The 18,880-nt window shown below is 62.0% G+C and carries 11 protein-coding genes and 2 pseudogenes; 4 read left to right on the forward strand and 9 right to left on the reverse strand.

Going from position 1 to position 18,880, the window contains the following annotated elements:
• Positions 1 to 63: 63 nt before the first annotated feature.
• The 3 genes and pseudogenes from AWB95_RS24085 to AWB95_RS09590 form a co-directional block, all read right to left on the reverse strand.
• Positions 64 to 966, reverse strand: a complete 903-nt coding sequence (locus AWB95_RS24085) for an N-acetylmuramic acid 6-phosphate etherase (RefSeq protein WP_169714662.1) — start codon at positions 964 to 966, stop codon at positions 64 to 66.
• A gap of 87 nt (positions 967 to 1,053) precedes the next feature.
• Positions 1,054 to 1,773, reverse strand: a pseudogene (locus AWB95_RS24090) (BadF/BadG/BcrA/BcrD ATPase family protein); the annotation flags it as partial.
• Positions 1,774 to 1,785: 12 nt separating this feature from the next.
• Positions 1,786 to 2,835 carry a C40 family peptidase gene (locus tag AWB95_RS09590; RefSeq protein ID WP_169714657.1) on the reverse strand — a complete coding sequence of 350 codons (1,050 nt, stop codon included), beginning with the start codon at positions 2,833 to 2,835 and terminating at the stop codon, positions 1,786 to 1,788.
• Between the two features lie 380 nt (positions 2,836 to 3,215).
• On the opposite strand from AWB95_RS09590, the pseudogene AWB95_RS09595 reads away from it, so the two are divergent.
• Positions 3,216 to 3,608 (forward strand): annotated as a pseudogene (locus AWB95_RS09595) (FIST C-terminal domain-containing protein); the annotation flags it as partial.
• Positions 3,609 to 3,691: 83 nt separating this feature from the next.
• On the opposite strand, the gene AWB95_RS22950 reads toward AWB95_RS09595, so the two are convergent.
• The 3 genes from AWB95_RS22950 to AWB95_RS09605 are packed head-to-tail and all read right to left on the reverse strand — an operon-like array spanning position 3,692 to position 6,187.
• Positions 3,692 to 4,570: a hypothetical protein gene (locus tag AWB95_RS22950; RefSeq protein WP_139818474.1), complete on the reverse strand. Its 879-nt coding sequence runs from the start codon at positions 4,568 to 4,570 to the stop codon at positions 3,692 to 3,694.
• The gene (locus tag AWB95_RS09600; RefSeq protein ID WP_062539416.1) at positions 4,571 to 5,899 is read right to left on the reverse strand and encodes a calpain family cysteine peptidase; all 1,329 of its coding nucleotides are present in this window, start codon (positions 5,897 to 5,899) and stop codon (positions 4,571 to 4,573) included.
• Complete coding sequence (locus AWB95_RS09605) at positions 5,900 to 6,187, reverse strand: type VII secretion target (RefSeq protein WP_062539415.1); 288 nt, start codon at positions 6,185 to 6,187, stop codon at positions 5,900 to 5,902.
• A 94-nt stretch (positions 6,188 to 6,281) separates the two neighbouring features.
• Between AWB95_RS09605 and AWB95_RS24095 the strand changes: the two genes are divergently transcribed.
• The 3 genes from AWB95_RS24095 to AWB95_RS22955 all read left to right on the forward strand — a co-directional run bounded on the left by AWB95_RS24095 (position 6,282) and on the right by AWB95_RS22955 (position 9,026).
• The gene (locus tag AWB95_RS24095; protein ID WP_157011449.1) at positions 6,282 to 6,821 is read left to right on the forward strand and encodes a hypothetical protein; all 540 of its coding nucleotides are present in this window, start codon (positions 6,282 to 6,284) and stop codon (positions 6,819 to 6,821) included.
• The gene (locus tag AWB95_RS09615) at positions 6,763 to 7,887 is read left to right on the forward strand and encodes an HNH endonuclease (protein ID WP_084707032.1); all 1,125 of its coding nucleotides are present in this window, start codon (positions 6,763 to 6,765) and stop codon (positions 7,885 to 7,887) included. Before AWB95_RS24095 ends, AWB95_RS09615 begins: the two co-directional genes overlap by 59 nt.
• Before the next feature lie 128 nt (positions 7,888 to 8,015).
• A complete protein-coding gene (locus AWB95_RS22955; protein WP_139818475.1) occupies positions 8,016 to 9,026 on the forward strand; it encodes a CBS domain-containing protein in 1,011 nt (336 codons plus the stop codon).
• 118 nt (positions 9,027 to 9,144) lie between these two features.
• Here AWB95_RS22955 and AWB95_RS09620 read toward each other — a convergent pair whose 3' ends face one another.
• From AWB95_RS09620 to AWB95_RS09630, 3 genes are read right to left on the reverse strand one after another with little or no spacing between them, the layout of a single operon-like run.
• The gene (locus tag AWB95_RS09620) at positions 9,145 to 10,311 is read right to left on the reverse strand and encodes a PD-(D/E)XK nuclease family protein (protein WP_084707031.1); all 1,167 of its coding nucleotides are present in this window, start codon (positions 10,309 to 10,311) and stop codon (positions 9,145 to 9,147) included.
• Positions 10,196 to 15,466 (reverse strand): DEAD/DEAH box helicase, encoded by a 5,271-nt coding sequence (locus AWB95_RS09625; RefSeq protein WP_062539412.1) that lies wholly within the window; start codon positions 15,464 to 15,466, stop codon positions 10,196 to 10,198. Before AWB95_RS09625 ends, AWB95_RS09620 begins: the two co-directional genes overlap by 116 nt.
• A 10-nt stretch (positions 15,467 to 15,476) precedes the next feature.
• Complete coding sequence (locus AWB95_RS09630) at positions 15,477 to 18,518, reverse strand: hypothetical protein (RefSeq protein ID WP_062539411.1); 3,042 nt, start codon at positions 18,516 to 18,518, stop codon at positions 15,477 to 15,479.
• Between the last annotated feature and the right edge of the window lie 362 nt (positions 18,519 to 18,880).

Here is an 18,880-nt window from a genome sequence, read left to right on the forward strand (position 1 = left end):
TCGAGTTGGACTGCCAAGTACCACGGGCAACCGGACCATAGTCCGGATTATTCCCGCCGGTGGTCATGTCCAACCGAGTGCGTCCCGCACGCGTCCCCGCGCCCGGTCGAGCCGGACGGCGGCCTCGGCCGCGTCGACACCCGCGAGGAGCGCGACGATCGCGGTCTTGGCGTGACCGCCCGCGGCGGCCAGCGTGGCGGCTGCGGCCTGCTCGTCGACGCCGGCCGCGTCGCGGACGATCCGCACCGCGCGGCGACGCAGCTTCGCGCTGGTCGGGCGCACGTCGACCATCCGCGGTCCGTAGGCCTTGCCGAGCGCGATCATCACGCTCGTCGACAGCGCGTTGAGCACAACCTTCTGGGCCGTCCCCGCGGTCAGCCGGGTGGAGCCGGCGAGAACCTCAGGGCCAGTGAGTAATTCGACCATCAGGTCGGCCGACGCCTCGCTGCCGGGGTTGTTGACGATCGCGACGGTCAGCGCACCCGCCGCGCGCGCGTGCTCAAGCGCCCCGAGCACGTACGGCGTGCGGCCCGACGCCGTGATCCCGACGAGCGCGTCGGCGGCGGTCAGGTCGGCGAGATCGGTGGGGTCGAAAGTATCTTCCGCGCCCTCGATCGCCTCGGTCAGCGCCGCCGGCCCGCCGGCGATCACGCCGCGCACGAGGTCGGTGCCGAACGTGGGCCCGCACTCGGCGGCGTCGAGCACGCCGAGTCGCCCGGGTGTTCCGGCGCCGGCGTAGATCAGCCGGCCGCCGCTCTCGAGCCGTGCGGCGATCGCCTCGGCGGCTGCCGCGATCCGCGGGACCGCCGCCGCCACTGCTTGGTGCGCCTCACCCTCGGCGGCGACTAGCAACGCGACGACCTCGCCGATCGGCCGCGCGTCGAGGTCGTCCAGGTCCGAGCGCACCGCCTCGGTGGCCAGCGCGTCGAGCGCTTGCGGGGCAAGGGTTTTGGGGGCCGCCTGCACGCGGATCACGTGCGGCTGGTGGATCGCCCCCAGCCGCAGCGCGCCGTCGAGCGCGTCGCCGGCGGCCGGGACGAGGTCGAGCTGCTTACGCAGCGCCTCGAAGCCCGCCAGGCCGCCGACCATCGCCACCGGTCCGTCCCCAGCCGCGCGGGCGGTCGCGGCGAGCGCCTCGGCGGCGGCGCGGACGATGGCCAGCGCCGCGGCATCGCCGTCGGCAGCGAGGACGTCGGGCGCGAAGGACGCCAGCGCGGCGGCATCGGTGAGTTGGGTGGGCCAGGTCTGCGGCGCGCCGTAGCGGGCGCGGGCGGCGTCGAGCAGCGCGGTGGACGGGCCGCGTCCGTCGTGGGCGCGCAGCGCCGCGCGCAGCCCGGCGGCGCCGATCCACGCGCCACCGCCCTCGTCGCCCAGCCACGGGCCCCAGCCATCGAAGGTCCGTAGCGCGCCGTCCGCGTCGATCGACAGTGCCGCGACGCCGGTGCCCGCGATCAGCACGACGCCCGGTTCGCCGTTCAGCGCGCCGGCGTGTGCGATCACGGCGTCGCTGGTCACCGCTATACGTTGGGCGGGCAGCGAAGTCAGCAGCGCATGGCCCAGCGCGCGCGCTGCATCGGGCGCCGCCAGCGCCCCGGCGGCGCCCACGATCACCTCGTCGAGGGGACCGAGATCGCGCGCGACGGCAAGGATCGCCGCCTCCGCGGCCCGCACGCCGCCAGGCGCCGCGAGCCCCGGCGCGCCCGGACCCTCAGCCCGTCGGGCGCCTGCTGCGGCTCGGCAGGACGTCTTGCCGAGATCGACGGCGAGGATCACAGCACCACCCTTTCACCGCGGTTGCTCGAGGTAGCGGCGTGCGCCCCAGTAGTCCGTGGCCAGGCGAACCGGGGTGATGCGCACTGGTGTCGTCTTGTCGAATGCCTCGATCATCTCGCCGTTCCCGGAATACATGGCCACGTGGTAGATCGCGTCGGGATTGGCGGGGTCCCTGCCGCCGTGCGAGTAGAACAGCAGATCGCCGGGTTGCAAAGCGGATTTGTCGATCGCGCGGCCCCGGCTGTCGGCGGCTTGCGGGCCGGCATCGCGCGGCAGGGTGACGCCGTACACCTGGTAGATGGTGGAGGTGAAGCCGGAGCAATCGAACCCGAAGCCGGCACGCCCGCCCCACAGGTAGGGCACGTTGACGAACGTGGCGGCGTAGCGGACCAGATCGGCTCCGGTGGGATGCGGTATGTCCGTGGGCTTTTCGTAGACCGCGACCGTTCGGGCATTTAGCCACTTCGGGCCGCGATCGGGGGTGGCCACCTGAACGGCCTTGTCGGTGCGGCTCAGGACGGGAAGCCTGGTGTTGGTGCTGATCTCGAGGTCGTGATTGGAGAGTCCGGATTCGCGGTACAGCCAGGTGGTGGTGCTGCGATCGGCCAGCGCGAAGGGCGCGTGTTCCCTCAGTGCGCCGTAGCCCTGGTCAGTCGCCAACTGCGCCTTGGGAATCCAGCCGGGATAGCCCAGCGCGTTCTTCGGTGTGGGCTGGCTTGGGACCAGTACCTGGTCCCAGTCGCCCTGTTCCCCCACCACAAGGACGCGGTCGCCGAAGAGGGCCTGCGTTTGGCTGAGATTGCCCGAGATGAGCGCCTCCCGCTGGGCCGGCGTCATCCCGGACAGCCAGCCGCGAATATCGACGGGATTTGTCAGGGCGGGATGGTCGACCGGACGCGGGCTCTGCGGCGTGGTCCACACCGTGGCCACCGAAACTGCGACATAAGCGCTGCGCGCCGCCGGCGACGCGGAGAGGTTGGCAGGGTCAGCGGTTACGGATACTGCCGCCAGCCCGATGGACAAGACACCGGCAAGCACTGTTCGGGTCGCGGTGCCGGTCACGTGCGTCGACGTTATCCGAGCCACCTGACTTTGCTCCGGTGAACTCGCCCGCATTTTCTGACGTATATCTCTATGAGAGCGGCTCACCGCCGCAGCGACACTGATCGGAGTGGCCAATGGGCATAGCGACGCACATTGGGCATCACAGATTGCCCGACGGTGGGGTGCTGCGGGTGGACTTTGAGATGGGACGTTGGGTGGGCACGCTTTACGCGCCCTCCATGACGATCAAGACCCAAATCATCGGTAGCGATGCCCAGGTTCACGCCTGGGCCGCCCGCCTTGCGGCATAACACTTCACTCGGCATTCGGCTTAGTCGGATTGCCCGCCTGATAGCGACAATTTGCGGCGGTGCGTCGGAGGATCTTCAGTTGTCGCTTTGGCGGCTCCGGGCCAGGGCGACTTCATCATTCGCGGGCTGCTTGGCGCCGACCCGTCGACCGGGGCGATCCAGATCGGTGACGTGGTCGAAGTAGGCGCGACCGTGCAGTTTCAGGTCCGTGATGCAGCTGGGGCGGACAAGGACCTGCGCCTGACTGTAGAACGGGCTGGGGCAGAGCTGCCCGGGCGTCCGGTGGGCGCATTGTTGTTCACCTGCAACGGGCGGGCCCGGCGGATGTTCGGGGTCGCCGATCACGACGCGTCGACGATCTGCGACCTTCTGGGCGGGATTCCGCTTGCTGGCTTCTTCGCCGCCGGAGAGATCGGCCCGATCGCGGGACATAATGCGCTGCACGGGTTTACCGCTTCGATGGCGTTGTTCGTCGAATGAGTCGCTGCCGTTGCACTGGCGCCAGGAACCCATTTAATGTTCAACGCAGTTTAGCCAGAGGCGCACTTTGCGTCTCAATGCCGTCAATGGAATGCGTATTTATGCGGGGAGATTGTGAAGCCGTGCTCATAAGAAGTGCCCCTATTTGCCGTGCATGTTAACTCGTCGGGCCCTGTAGCAACGCACTCCACAGCTCCGACCTGGATAGACGCACCGATCGGTAGCGGCGGGACAAAATCAATGATTCGATCCAGTACAGCAAAATGGGCTTCGAGGTTGCTTGGAGCAGCTTCCAATACGACCGAGTTTGGTTTCGAACCGTTTACCAACGGCGCGTCGGGCGGAAGTGCGCCTTGGCATACGACATCTCTGACGGTCCGAGAATCACCCAGGCTTATCTGGCACCAGATGTTCTTTTCCGGGGAGGAAAATGCGTATGCCTCGCCGCGGATGCCGGGCGCGCCGGGCGGGGTTCGGTATAGCCTAAAATCTACGCTATTGCTCTCATCGCGGTTCAAGACAAACACCAGCCTAATCTCGGTCCCATTCTTGTCACATTTCAGCTTGTACCCGGCCAAGGCCGCCTCAGAACCGTCGAAGGAGACGCAGTTCCACCCATCTCCCACCGGGAAATCGACATCCGCCTGGGCGGCATCGTTGTATGCGTTAGTCACGGTTCTTGTGGCCTCACCGCAGGTAGTCGATCCTCGATTGACAACTATTTTCGTGTCGCGAATATCGACCTTGCCCTTTTTGGCTCCAGGAGGGTAGTAGGAGCCGCAGTCTTCGCCGGCGGTCACGGTCGTGTGCGGGCCTTTGGGCGCTGGCGGATGCGACAACGGGTTCTCATCAGGATGCGTCCTCAAGAGCCAAGGTATAGCCACAACTACTGCGACTAAAGCAACACCAGCAAGGAGCAGCAATTTTTGCCACTTGCCCAAGCGTCCTGCGATTCTTCCCATCTATCCGCCACCAACAACAAACGCTGTAACTCCATGGTGCGATAGCGCACCAGACAGATTCAACCAGGCCCGTCCAGGGGTGGCCGGATCAATAATTACACCCGGCACCCCAGAATCTCCGTGCCCCAAGTTGTATTGCCACGGGTTTATAATCTCTGCCCATACCGTCCCGTCGGGATCGCGGTGGGCGCTGCTCAATGCGTATACATGTCTTCCTACCAGGCCATCGCGGTGGGGATCTATACCGATCGGCGTTGCCGATGGTGACGTTGCCATTACGACCGGTTTTCCCGAATTGAGTGCGTTGATCAAATCCGTCTCATCCCGACCGCCACCGGGAAACCAATTGTAGGAAGCCTTACCTGCCAGTTGCTGGAGTCCGTCCCCAGGAAAGCCGCCCCCACCCATGGCAGACAGCCCACTTGCCACATCACCACCGCCTCGGGCCTTAGCCTCTGCGGCTTCCAGCACTACCGGCCACAGCACTTTCTGCCCAGGATGATGCGATAACACTTCCTGTATATCTTTATCCGTAACCGGATAATGACTTAATGTGTTGCCTAACGGGTCTTGCAGTCCTGTTACATAGTATTTCCCATCCGGGCCGGCCTCGATCATTCCTGTTATCCGACTCGGATTCTTATCGGAAACAGCGATCTCTGCGGCCTCGAAATAACAATCGCCGACGTCGCGCTGCAAAACATCCCCCGGATGAGGTTTGCCATCCGGACCATATAATGGCAAGTCACCCTCTGCACGATCAGTTTTGAAACCGACCGCTTGCACACGAGATCCCTCGTTCTTGTCAAAGCGCACAGCGCGCAGCCCAGCCCCGGCGGCGGGAAGCCTGGCGGCGATGTCCTGGTCGATCCGCATCAGGGATGCCGCTTCGGCACGGATCTCAGCGGCGAACTCACGCGCCGCGTCCCGGCGGGCCTTGGCCTGATCCCACGACGTGTATTTCATCGTGTCGGTAACCGACAGGTCTTCACCCACGACATACCCGGCAGCGGTCGCCTCGGCGACTGCCCGCAGAGCGGCGGCCTTGGCGAAGCCCTCATTCTCCCCGGCCATCCGCAAGATTTTCGCCGCGTCGCGCAACGCGGTGCACCCGCCGCGCGCCTTACCCAAGTCGGTTTCGATGCGCTGCACGGCGCTGTCGTAAGCCTGCCCCGCCCAGTCGGCCTCGCGGAGCTGCTGATGGACTTCAGTGAAGCCGTTCTCCCACCGGTCGGCTTCGGCGTCGCACCACTCGGCGATCGCACCGAAATGCTCGGTGGGCCAGGCTTGTAGCTCCGAGAGGCTGGGCAACGGACCGGGCGCGGTCATTTACACCATTTGATCGCCGAGCTTGGCTGCACCGTCAGCGTCGGTGTTCGCGTACGCAGCAGCGGCAGAACCGACTTCGACCGATGTGTCCCTTATCCGACTGGCGATGGCTTCCCGAGCCACCCCGGCATCGGCCAGCAGCGTTTCTATCGCCGCCGTGCTCGGCTGACACGACAACCCTGATTCTGCCGACGGCGCCGCGGTACCGCTCAGTTTGGCAGCCAACTCCGCACATCCCGAAGCGACCGCGCGCAGCGATGTGTCGCTTACTCGCAAGGCCTCTTGCATACGGGGAGCGTAACCGACAGAGTGACGGTGCCTTGCATGTCATATGAGGACCGGGGCAGCGGATATTCGAGATCGCCGACCACGACGATCGACGATGTCAGACCTGCTGGGCGGGATTCCGTTCGCCCGTTTCTTCGCCGCCGGCGACATCGGTCCGACCCACACTGCACGGCTTTATCGCTTCGACGGCGCTGTTCGTCGAATGAGCCGCTGCCCGTGCACTGGCACGGCGGCCCATTTAATGGTCAACGCCGCTCAGCCAGAGCCGCATGCTGAACCCTCCTCTCGCCGCACACTTACGTTCTGCGACAGCGACAATGTTTTCGAGGGTGTGGCCCTGAGTGCCGGCGACCGCAGCGAGGACTTCGACGATGTCGGCGGCTTCTTCGATGACGGCTTCGGTGCTCTGAGCGGCGATGAGTTCGTCGACTTCTTCACGCAGCTTGACGTCCAGCGTGGCTCGGTACTCGCCCGGGCGCAGCGTCATCACATGAGGTGTGCGTCCGGAGGCCCGAATAATGTCGGGCACTCTGTCCCGCACAAGATTGCCCACGTTGTCCCTTCCGATCGCAATAATGCGGTGGTGCAGTTCTATCCGACCGGGCCGACGTCGAGGGTGCGCCGTAAGCGATGAGACCGCCGACCCGCTTCTGCTCGGGCAACGCGTGGTCGCGATCCTGGAGACCGGCCTGCGCACAGCCACCTACAAACTGGCAACGTTGATGGCATTGATCGATCACTGCATCGAGAACATGCCCCGGCAGGCCAGCGATGTGCTGGAGGTACCGATTCCCGATCTGGCGCACCGGGTGCTGGAGATCTACTGGCAACAGGTGCGTCCGTTCGAGGGCAACGAATTACGCCAATCCACGCAGCGGCGGGCGCGAATTCTGAACGCCACGACTGCGCTGCGCAGAGCGGCCGGGATCACGGGCACCACCGTGTCGGTGGACATCGCCAAGTTGCGAGCGCCTGACGCATACCGAAGCGCCATCGACGAGATCACGCTGTGCCTTGCGCAGCAGCCGCTGCATCGGCTGCAAAAACTGCCGGGGTCGTCCGCGAGTGATCCATTTCTATACGACGACTCGTTCTTGCATGACCAAGTGTCGCGGTCGACGCTGCGGGCCCGCGGCGACGCGATACAACTTAAACCCGGTGTGGCGCATGGCCTTGCACGGCTAGCCGGACTGCTCAAGCCGGCCCTCGAAATCATGTGGGTCGACGACGTGCGGCGGATGAACAAGTTCCTCTACGACAAGGTTCCCGACGTTGCGGGTCATCTGTTCGGTCGTGAACGCGCCGCACTGGCCGCCGTCCGGGAGCCGTTCAAGGAAGCGTTCGGACCACACTGCTTCTACTGCGGCACTCACCTGCCAGTGAGCAATCCAATCGATCATGTGCTGCCGTGGTCGCTGGTCGGTATCGACGGGCTAGCCAATCTCGTGCTAGCGTGCGCCCGCTGCAACTGCGACAAGAGCGGCGCATTGCCGGCGGTGTCGATAGTCGACCGGGTGCTGGAGCGCGATCGAGAGGTGCTGGAACAGATCGCATCCCAGATTCAGTGGCCTACACAGCATGAGCGCGTCGTGGCCGCGGCGCGCGGCATCTACCGCGGGCAGCGTGCCGGCGTGCCGACGTGGTCGGGCTACAAGCAAAGTGAGCGGCTCGACATCAGGTTTGCCCAGGCATGGAGATGAGCTGTGATTGGCATGAACTCTATTCGAAATCGAGCTCAGAGACTACGTCTGGGAGCTGCGAGCAATGCACGCACGGAAGCCGACCGCTTGACGATCCGCTCATTCAGGTGAACACATCGGAGGTAGTCATGGCCAACCAAGCCGACGGTGATAGCGCAAGAGAATCTGCGACAGACCATGGATATGACGCGTTTCTAAGCGACATAAAGGTCGGAAAACCGAAAAGGATTAGCGTTAAACACTTTCTCAAACTATGGAACTACCAGCGGCGCGGCGCATATATTGTGCGTCAAATCGAGAACGAGTTAAACAAAAGAGGGCTTGCCTGTACTCCAGAAATCGCTAAGGCTGATTACTATGGTTCAGTTAACATTTTGGACAAGAGGGATCTTGCGCCGGGATCGTCCAATGAAGCCGGATGGCCCATCTCATCGGTTATAGATGACGAACGCGAGCTTGTCGGCGTGGGCCTTGACACTCCGCTATGCGAGGTAGAGACCATGATGGTGATGCGGGACTTCTCGCAATTGCCTGTCCTGAGCAAGACTCGAAGAGAGCTATACGGGACGGTTAGTTGGAAAACCTTGGCGCGTTGGCCTCATTCGCGAAAGGACTCAACAGCAAAAGAAGCAATGGTTAAGGGTGATCACGTAGCGCCATCAAGTGATGATTTGCTACAGCACATAGGCGCGATAATTGCAAACGACTACATCTATATACGCAGTCCAGATAACGTTTTCGTCGCTATCTTAACCGCGACTGATCTGGCCGACAATTTTCTTAAGACAGCCGGATCGTTTATAAGGATTGGGGAAATTGAACAACGCCTGCGGGCGTTGGTCAACCGGCTGCCCCTGCCGACCCTCCAAGAGGCCAAGCTCCCTGGCGACAATAGAGAAATCTTAGGCGCTTCGGACCTTACCTTTGGTCAATACGTTGCGATCTTAGAAAAGCCAGAGAACTGGGATAAGATCGGGTTAGACTTTGATAGAGCGACGGTGGTGAAGAATCTAGTTTCCATAAATCAAATCAGGAATGATGTGATGCATTTTAGGCCGCGGCCATTAGAACCCGAGATGGAAGACCTAATACAGCAAGGTCTGAATTGGTTGCGTCAAGCAAGGCCCGTAAGGGATTGATACCTTTTCGGTCGGGCTTGAGGTGCGCGGCCTGGCAGGTGCGGCGTTTTTATTGCCGTCGATGACCGACCACCGAAGATGAGACATTCAGGATGTAGTGCTTGCGATGCGGTGCCTGCTAGGACCATCTGAAAGTCGTCGTGTTCCAAGCTGCGACCGCCGAGGAGCCCCTACCGACGTAGTCGGCTGCGGCCCACGTCTCGCCCACAGAAGGTAAGGGCTGAAACGGGAATCCGGTCGAGATGAACTTCTGGTCGACTCGCCACAACGGAAGATGCACGGCACCTTCCACATACGCACCGTGCTCCCGAACATCAGCTGATTCGACCGTGAACAGCACCGCATGGGATACCTCCCAGGTCTCGTCATACGCCTGGAAGAACGGATGGCAGGCGATGCGGAATGGACACCATCCGCAGGCTTCAGCCGATGGTGATGCCAGGCTCTCGTCGAAGCCGTCGGCCGCAGCGGAGTTAAAACTGTCGAGCATATCGACGGCCCGTTCCATCAGGGTCTTGACCTCGTTCGGATCGACCGAAAAGGCGTGCCGCTCACCCCGTGACGTTTCGATCGCAGCGACAGCGGGCATCTCACCGAGATTGGCTTGTACTAGCGCACAGTAGATCAACAACTGGTCCCGCTGATCTGGTGACGGATCTGCTTGCCGCAATCCGGTTTTCGTGTCGACGACCCAAATCTTCCCATCAACTCGCTCTACCAGATCAGGCTGGCCGGCCAGCGGGAGGCTCGGATGATCCAGCCGAAGTTCGCGCCACGGTAGCGGCGGAAGAAAACTGCTTTGTGCCGGTGCCGTCCGGGCCACAGGCCGAGGCTCAGAGCGGAGCCATGCCTTGCGGATGCGGGTCTTGGTTAATGACCACCCTGGCCAGTTATCCGGTGACGGTGGGGTAGCCGGAGCCCACTCCGCAGCGAGCCTGACCTGCGCAGTGGCAACCGCAGCATCCCATATCGCTTCGAATCCCCTGGGGTCCCCGAGCTGTCGCTTGACCGAATGAGCCACTGTGCCAAGCGCTGCGGCGGGGCTCCATCGGCCCAAGGAGGACATCGCTGGGTCGCGTCCGAAACCAACCCGCCAGACGCACTTGTTCAGGTCGGTCAGCGCGGTGGCGGTGATGCGGTCGATCAACCGAGGGTGCGGGCGAGGCGGTCTAAGCATTAAGTTGCGCCCAAACGGACAGCGGGTTTGTCCGGAATACGCGGATGTCCTGTACATCCACGTGGCGGAAGCGATCCATGGCCTCGTCATACGCTTCTGCTTGGTCATCAATAAATAACGCCGGTTCAAGGCGCCATAACGGATGGCACAGAACAACACAGTTGTCGTTGCGCGTCACAATGGGCACAGAATTGATGCTGTCCGCCGAGGCATCCATGGCAGCTGCAGCGGTCTTGATCCAGGGCTCATCGACAGACAATGACCGGCTCAGCGTCAATCGCTCGCCGTTCGCCAGCTCCAGCATATCGAGGGCTAGTCGCCAGTCCAGCAATGAGTGCTGGCGCGAATTATGGTATGTACGAAGGCAGTCCGGGCAAGATGTGTCGCATCGCTCTCGGTGATCTGGGTGGTCCCAAAGGGTGCGCCGATCGATCAGGATGTCCTTCAGCATCTGTTTGAAAAGATCAGGTTGCCCCAATTCGGCTGCGTATCCGGCACCGTTTGCCGCTGCGTCGGCGAGGAAAACCGCAGCGGCCACCTGGGCCTTGCTGTCCGGTGATTCAGCTCCAAACATGGGAAGGCGCAAAGGCGTTAATCCGGTGTGTAATTCGATCGGGTCGAGGTCCAGGTAGACCTGCGCGCCGCGGGAGATGACCTCAGCGAACGACGTGTAGGCAGCCTTCCCTGACGGTTGGTCGTACAGCGCGACGGCGCCAGTCTTCACATTCAGGCGACTCGGGGTGACCTGCAGAGTGTCGGTGACTCGAATTTCACCAATTGTCACCAATGGGGACACATTGGCGAGACCCGGCTCCGCAAGGTATGTTTCGTCGGATTGTGGAACCAGTTTGAATCCTCTGGACATGTTGTCGTTGATGGACACAAGCCTGCTCTGCTCGTAGAGATCGAGGTCGACGCGATCCAATTTCGCATGCGAGGTGGGTAAGGCGGGCACCGTCAGCTCCGGGCTGCCGGCACCGCGCAGAACATCCAATTCTTCGTCGAAAGGCTTAGGCTTGTAGTCAGTTCGGAATCCGCGTGGCTCATAGAGGGTGATCTGCTGAAGCGTGTCGTGACATGTATTGCAGGTCGTGCTCTGCCCCAGCTCGGTGCGACCGCATCGCTTACATCTTCCGACAGGGTGCGGTGTACCTAGCGGATCCACAGCCTCTATCACTTTGCCCTTGGGTCGATATGCGGCGAATCCCGCCGCCCGATGGATTAACCCGTCCTTCACTACCTGCGCACCTGGCGCGAACGAGCTGATCGCCATCGACAGCGGACGGTCGCTTACAATGTTGTTCAGGAAGGCATTTCGGTTGTTAACCGCTGAATACCACAGGTTTCTGACCCTGGTGGGAAATCCAAACATCGGCAATTTACCGTCCGCCGCAAGGGCTTTGCTCAGCTCGGTGTCAGCTGACCCAGTTTCGAATTCGACGACTTCGTCGATCTCATCGACCAGTTTGTGCTTCAACCATGCGCGGATCTTGTCGATTTTCGATCCTTCGAGCGGTGTGTGCGCGACCAGACGGCCGACGATCTGATCGACCTGTGGCGAGGAGGCCAGCCACGCCGCGACCGTGGGACGGTACGTCGGCCACTCTTCAAACTGCCCAAAGGTGCCGTGGCTGCCCTCCGGAGTCCAGTCAGGGCCGGGCGCCAACGCCGAGAACGCCTCATACAGGCACTCACTGGCGGCAACACGCTGGATGATTCGGGTTCTGGTGAGGTCCAGGAATGGCTGCGGCGGAATGTCGCCGGTGATGCGGTCGGCGCGGTTGTAGTAGTACTCGTCGTGGCTGCGCTCCCGGCACATGGTGATCGCGAAGCTCAGCGGTTGGCCGGCACGGCCAGCGCGTCCGACGCGCTGCTGGTAGTTGAACCGCTGTGGCGGCATATTGGCCATCATCGTAGAGCGCAGTGAGCCGATGTCGACGCCAACCTCCATCGTTGTCGTCACGGACAGCACGTCAAGCTCGTCGGTCAGGTCATTCTCGTTTTGTATGAACGCGCCTTTGAACCACCGTTGTCTATCTCGCTGCTCAGAAAGAGGTTTCGTCTGGCCTGTCAGCTCTGCGATAGCAAGCCGCCGCGGTACTTGATGCGCCAGCCACGCGTAATAGTCGATTTCAGATTCCTCGTCGATCTCGACCCCTGTCAGTTCGCCGTGGAAACACTGTCGGTTCGCGCAGACCCCAACGCTTGGATGCAAGTGCCCGAAATTGCAGCGCATACAACGCCACATCCTTCCGGTGCCACGTTGTAATACCAGGCTGGAATCGATCGAGGTTGTTTTTAGAAGCCACCCGGATATTGCGCGACCGACAGCTGGATCGGCGACCAGATCGTCCAACTGTCGTTCCACGGCTGCCTCGCTAATCCCTACCTTGGCAGCAACGGATTTGAGGTATTTCTTTACCGGTGTCGGAGGCAAAGCTTCGGGATGAACGCCGCCCTTCGTGCTGTTCTCCGTCCTGCCCCACAGTCCTAGGATTCGGAGCACACTGGCCAAAAGTTGGGATTGTTGGGCTTCGTCAAGCGGGCCGTCGACGGGCTCCCAACCGTCGACGGCGGCGAAGGCGATACCCACGTTTTCTAAGTCTCGTCGGGCCCGATCGAAGGTTGTCTCGATAACGGACGCTCGAAGCGCTGAACGTAATTTCTCCTGCCCCTGTAGAAGCGGCGGCTCAGCCCACAGGCCGGGCGCAGGCGGCGGGAACGCGCGGTACCACGGCGTCGTTCCCCACAACTGGTCCTCCAGCTGTTGGTTATACGGATTGGGTCCACCCGGATTGACTCCCAGTGACACCAGGATGTCGGTGACCTTATTACACAGCTCGTTGAATGAAACGCTGGAGCTCTCCCCGAGTGTCTTGATCGCGTGGGCGAGAGCCTGTTCCTCGGAGGGATCTAGGGGAATACCGGTCTTCTGCTTCATCCTCGCGACCACCGCTGGGCCAAGGCCCTTCTCCTGCGCCGTGGCCGGCGCGTTAATCATGATGGCGTCCAGTGCTGTCAGCCCGTCCGGGCCCGCCTTGATCTCCTGACGTACAACCTGCGCAACAAGGCGACGATGATGATTAAGCGCAACGCCCGCAGCGGTACGGGCGGCGTCGTCGCGGCTGTCGTTGAAGATAATCGTCTTGGAGTCGGCGATCGCCTGCCTCCCCGTTTTCCCGCCCGCCAGAGACCGAATGAGTTGCGACAAATACAGCTGTATTGAGGCGGCCGTACCAGCACCATGGGCTCGGATCGGGGAGAAGAGCTCTCCTTCACGGAAGTTGGTCACGCGACGGGAGATAAAGCCGCATGCCGGACACCGGTCCGGCAGCGCGGGAATCCGATCTTCTGGCTTCTGGCCAACCACCTTAAGGCTTACGCCCGTTGCGTTGGCAGGATTGGCGGACGGGTCAGCAGCCCCGATTGCCGGATCCCACGTGGTAGTGGCGAATGCGACTTTGAGGGTGCCGCCGTCCTTTGTCCACTCGCCGGGCAGATCCTCGGGCACCCCCGGCCGATACCAGAAAAAGTCGGTGACCGGGCGTTGGAAGACCAGTTTGCCGCTCTGATCTTCGGTCACCGGCCCAGGTGACAAAAGGATCTCGTCGTAGTCATTATCAGTGGGAACGATGAAGCCACCTAGGCTGACGTCGCCGCACTCATAGCAATACAACAGTTCGAGGACCCGGGAACCGCAGGTGGCACAGGCGCTGAGCGGGGTGTTGTACAAGCGGCCGATCTTTCGTTCTGGCGATGTTTCGATCACCCCGGAGCACTCGGGGTTCGAACAGGCCCACAACCCGTGGGGAGTCCGTACGAACAGGTGCCCACGGAACGGAATTAGCTCATTTGATACCGACCCGGGATCTGAATCCGCAAGGAGCTGAAGTACTTTAGCGACTTCAGCTGGGCCATTTGGAGAATCGGGAAATAGCCGACTCGCGATGTCGTCAATCGAGGTCGCGCGCAACCGATGCTCTACAGGATCCATGCACGCGGCGGCTAGTCGGTGTGAGATCTTCGCCGGGTCGTCGCCGATCGGCCTGGTATCGGTATAGAGTGGAATCTGCGTGCCAGGTTGAATGGTAAATGCGTCGGGCGAAACCCCAAAGAACTGCTCAAGATAGCGCCAACTAGCCTCAGACTCGTCCAATGAGGCCGAGGTCGCGATCACCCGCAACTGCGGGCTGTCGGGAGATATCCCAAACCGCCGAAGTAGGGCCCGCAGGATCATCGCGACCTCACTGCCCGACGTGCCGCGATAGATATGCAACTCATCCACCACTAACGTGAAGACGTGGTTTGGGTCGGCCTCCAACCAATCTGCGGTCTGCTTAAAGATCGATTGCTCGAAATGCCGCATCATCATGGTGTTGAGCATCGAGTAGTTAGTGACCATGATGTCGGGCGCACGGTCGACCATGTCCCAGCGGGTCATCATCTCCCCAGATCGCGGGTCTGGGAATTGACTCAAGTCGATTTCACGGCCGGCGTCACGGGACTTCTGCAACTCATTGAATTGCCGTTGGTAAGAACGTAATTCAGCTGCAACATCAGCTGCGGCGCCCTTTGAGGGCTTTTTGTTGGAGCCCAAGGTGTTGCCCGTATACCGTCCGAACCAGATCGGCTTGTCAGGCATCAGCGCGCGCAAGTCTCGGACCGCGCGACGTAAGCGGGTCATCTGGTCCTCGACCAGCGCGTTGGTCGGATACAGAATGAGTCCACGGACTGCGGACGCGCGGGTTTCTGGGTGGCGCATTGGGACAAAGTGTGGATTATCTGAATCCCACCACCACTGGGCCTCATGTTGGGGGCGCCAGCTCCATGTCTCTGCGGCCAGACGTAGCAGCAGCGGCAACAGGAACGCCTCGGTCTTACCTGAACCCGTACCCGATGTGACGACGACATTGCGCCCGGGGGCGTCGCCACTTTGGAAATGATGGGCGATGGCCTGGGCCTGATGCTCGCGAAGCTTCAGATCATCAGCTGCGACATCAGGGAACACGGCCCTTGCGACGTCACGGGCGACCCGCTCGGAAATACCAACGCGGGCGACGACATCCAGCAATCGCTCGGTACTGGCGTAGGGGATTACCGGCTCGAGCATGATCTGCCCGACCAATGCGCCCGGTTGCTCTAGCAGCGCGCGGCGCTCCCTCATCACCGACTCGTCGTTGAGCCAGAAAGCGGTGTCGAAATACCGGAGGAAGGCATCGCGCAGTCCGATAGCAAGCGTGACCGGGGTGATCTGGTGTTCCACGATTCGGCTCCTAGGTGGTGAACAGGGTGGCCAGGAGGTCCGCTGCGGCCCGATCGACGTCGGGATATACCAGGCTGGCGCGACGGGTTTGGTTGAACGACAGCTGCTTAGGCTGCGGCAACGCGCCCGACATCGCGACGATCGCCCGCCCGTACAGCCCCGGCAGGTCGCTGCCAAGGGGCACCAGGACGCTCTTTAGGGCGATTTGGTAGCTAACGAGAGACGTGCCAATCATGTTGGCGGCCAAATGTTTAGCAAGAAAAGGTGGGGACAGTGCGGCTGTCGAGGACTCCACGTCGGACGCGCTCCGGAAGACATAGAGCGTCTCGAACCCCCTTCGCAACCGGTATGCGCCGGCGGCGTAAGGATCCCCCGTCGGCACCCAACTGGCCGAGGCAACGTCGAACCGCTCGGCCGAATCGAACCCGGGCATACCGGCACGGGGCAGTGCCGCAGCAACCTCCGAAAGCCTCGGCAGAGTCCGTAGCATCCGTATACCTGCATCGTCGACGACGGTCACACTGCTGTCCGCAGCGACCAGGTTGCTCGCGTCGCCTCGGCTGATACCGGTGACGCCGTATTCGGTCGCCGCGTCAGCGCTGGGATGTTTGGCGAACTGGCCCCCGTAGGCAGCCGCCGCATCAACGACGTTCTCAATGTCGTCCGGCGTCCAGAAGCCCGTGAACCGGTACTCGCCATCTGCGGTCTCAGCCAGGCACGGCGGGGAGATCTCCCACCGGGCCGGGCGCCAACGCTCGTCGCGTTCGACCGCGATGTGTCCAAGTATTTCCAGCGCCCGCCGGAAATTCTCGGCGAACAGCGCGGTGCCTTCCAGTTGCAGTGCAATCTGATTCAAAGATGCGATAGGACCGCCGCCCAGGTGTTTGAGAGCGTCCAGCGCCGCGTCCCAGTCAGCTTGATTATCATCAGCTTTCGGTAGATCCCGCACCTCCACTGCGCTGTTTGCGGATGAGCGTTGCCCAGCCGAGCGTGAGCCCGCATTGCCGATCCAACCTGGGGAGCGTTTGACTAAACCGCAGTAGCGGCAAGTGCCGTGAATGTATTTGGGTTGCCAACCGCCTAGAAACGGTGGGTACACGAGGTAATGCGCCCCGGTGACGACACAAGAGTTAGGGTCGGGGGTGCCGATCTGAATCGGAACCCTCGGCGCGCTCGGCCGTGGCTCGCCCCAGTTGACCGCTGCCGTGGCACGCACGCTCGGGTCGACTCCCGACTCCTCGCCTGACGCCACCAGGCCGTCGACGACGGACGCGTAGATCTCGTCGCCCTGCTCGGACGCCGACACCACGCTCAGAGCATCGGTCAACGGGTATACCAGGCGAGGGGCGTCGTACCAGAGAACATCCACGTTGCTACTCGCACGCAACCGAATGGACGACTGTTGGACCGGATCTTTCCCGCCGCCAACGAATAGCGACAACCGGTAGTCAGCGTCCGCGAGGTTGAGTTCGTCGAGGGGCGCGACGATCGCACCCTCGTCACTGATCCATTCGTGGATGACGTCGTCGGAGTCGGTGTGGGCAATCGTCACGCGCAAATGGGATTCGGTTTGCGCGATCGCTCGAATTTCCGGTGGGGCCAGCGTCGACCATTTCCGGAGACGCGACGGGATGCGCAGTCCGCCGGCAATGGTGAGCTGGTTCTGGGCCAGCGGGATTAGTTCGTTGACATCGGTGCTCGGAGTTCTAAACAGCTGCACGTTCTTGAAGAGCGCCCAGCCGTGGGGCAGGCCTTGAAGCGCGTTCACGATTTCGAAACCAGGGCGTGCCGCCTGCTCCAAGGCGCTGCGCACCTGCTCGGCAGCGTTGATCTTCGCCTGGTTTTGCGCGTGCATGCGCACGAGTAACAACGAGTCGACGCCCAGTTGGAGACGTTCGGTCTCGACGAAGGCAGATTGCAGCTCGTCGTAGCTCAACGGAATGATCTGCTTTGGGAAGTGCTTATACTCCGGCCCATCTTCGTCATCGGCACGCCGTAACCGCACCACACCTTCGAGCATGGACTCAGCGTCGAGAGCTTCGGCATACGAGGTCCGCCAAAGGCCTGCCGTTCCCGGAGCCAGGTTGATCTGCAACCACGATTGGTCCCGGGAAAGGACTTGCATCCTGCCGTCGGTGTCGGGGGGCAGTCGCAGCCCGAGCGCGATCTCCAGCGACGATCCGCGAAATCCAGAACGCACGTTGACCACGAGGCCTGCACGGGCGGTGAGGCTCACGGCCTGGTTGGTGCCGCTATCGGGCAGCACGCCGTCCCAGTTGCTCAGCTCCACCGCCGCGATCGAGGCGATCCGCTCGTGGCTGGTCGGGCGTTGCCACAATTTGACAAGGTTGCCCGGCGCGCTCGAGCCCGGCTTCAGCCAATCGTCTAGGTAGCGGGTGAGGGCATCAGGCGCGATCTGCATGCCAGGGCTGAGGCCGTACCGCGCGAACATTTCAGGAAACTTGCGACGGTCACCCTCGCGGATAAGCGCCTGCGACATCGGTAGGCCGACGTAGCGGTGGGTAAGCGCATACGCTGTGGGCAGCCCCCGGTTCCCATCGTGGTTGGCGAGCCAAGTGTTCAAGCACTGCCAGAAGAATTCGGCGTGTTTGCGGTACTGGGTTTCGACTGATTTATCGCCCTCAGGCATCCCTAGCCGGCGGGCCAACCGCGGGTAGTAGGCATGGGCGGCCAACTTTTCCTCGGACTGGCCCATGTCCTCGGCGGCCAACACACTGACTGCCAAGAACGCCAGGCACGGTGGCGGTACTTCGTTATTGTTGCGGCCATTCCACGCCGACGTGCGGAACTCCAGTGATTGAAGATCCAGCTTGTCCCCGTCGACCACTACCGCGCGCACTGCCTTGGCCAGCGCCTTGTCCGGGTCTGGCCCGGTGTACCTGGCCAGCTCGGCGATGGCGTCGAGCTCGTTGGTCTCCAAGTCCATATAGGCCGGCACCGCCTCGTTGCCGACCGGGTAGATCACCTCGGCAGTGGCGGCGTTCCACTTCAGGTACTCGTCCCATTGGGTGTTGGATGGCGTAGGAATCACCCCTTGCTACATGTCTGTCTGGCTGTCTAGCAGAAATCTTCGATCGAAGGTGCGTGTTTCTGGCCAGCTGCTGTGCGTAGTTTGCCTCAGGGGTAAGACATTTGATTTTGTTCAGCGTGACTGACCGATCGTGAGTTAGCTCGTCCCGTTCCGGTTGCCTCGCACGGCAGCGGGCGGGCCGTGTAGGACTGAGACCCGGCAGGGCGGACATGACCTAATCGGGGCCATAGCGGTCCAAACTCTGCGCAATCGCTTGGATTGAGCGGTCGGGATTATGGCGCGACGTGTTGCGTCCAGGGAAGTGGTGTACGGGGGGCTTCGGCCAGCGTGTCGTAGCCGGGTAGAAGGCGGTCATCGCGTGA

Source organism: Mycobacterium celatum, assembly GCF_002101595.1.
Lineage (GTDB): Bacteria > Actinomycetota > Actinomycetes > Mycobacteriales > Mycobacteriaceae > Mycobacterium > Mycobacterium celatum.